2 protein-coding genes are annotated in these 651 nt (G+C 48.8%); both read right to left on the bottom strand.

Features of this window, described 5'->3' with window-relative positions:
- Window positions 1–200, bottom strand: a 200-nt coding sequence (locus tag CIK04_RS29980; RefSeq protein ID WP_325206028.1) for an FAD-dependent oxidoreductase, incomplete at its 3' end; no start/stop codon positions are given.
- An 87-nt stretch (window positions 201–287) separates the two neighbouring features.
- Window positions 288–554 carry a hypothetical protein gene (locus CIK04_RS29975; RefSeq protein WP_325206027.1) on the bottom strand — a complete coding sequence of 89 codons (267 nt, stop codon included), beginning with the start codon at window positions 552–554 and terminating at the stop codon, window positions 288–290.
- Between the last annotated feature and the right edge of the window lie 97 nt (window positions 555–651).

Here is a 651-nt window from a genome sequence, read left to right as displayed (position 1 = left end):
CCAACTCTTTGACTCATACCAGCCCACAAACGGTCTGCTGCTAGCGCCAAAGGCACATCTTCTTTGTGTCGGCTGGTTTTGCGGATCCAGCCAAGGTTTCGTGATGACTGCTCACCCGCTACATAACCTTTCTCGATCAAAACTACAGGGACGTTGTTTTCGGCTAATGTCAGCGCAGCACTCGCGCCGACAAATACCACCGCCGATAGTCACTACTCCGGATGGATTTCGGCAAAACGTTTGATGTTTCCAGTCGTATGATTTTTTTTGTCATCCTAACCTCTCGCTCATCTCGATACGGCGCCCTTAGCCGCCTCTATCTTGAAAGCACGATTTCCTCTACGTCTGCCTGTGATGCGCCGCGATAAGCAGTCAACTTCAATTTCGACTTCGTAAATAGTTGAGCCGAGCGGAGGACAAGTGACCGTGGTGGTTGGGTTCACACCGCGAAACTTAGTGCCAACAAACTCCATCACAGCCGGAACGTTGTCTGGATTTTGAATAAAGACTTTCGACGTGATGACATCTTTCAGGTTTGCATCAACCGACGCCAAAGCGAACTTCAATATTGGTAAACACTTGCTCTGTTTGCTCAAATACGTCTTTTGGCATTTCACCCGTTTCAGGGTTACGGCCTAGCTGGTGTTTGAA

The organism is Vibrio sp. 03_296 (assembly GCF_002265885.1).
The sequence above is the reverse complement of the archived record's forward strand: the minus strand, read 5'-3'. Positions and strand labels throughout refer to the sequence as shown.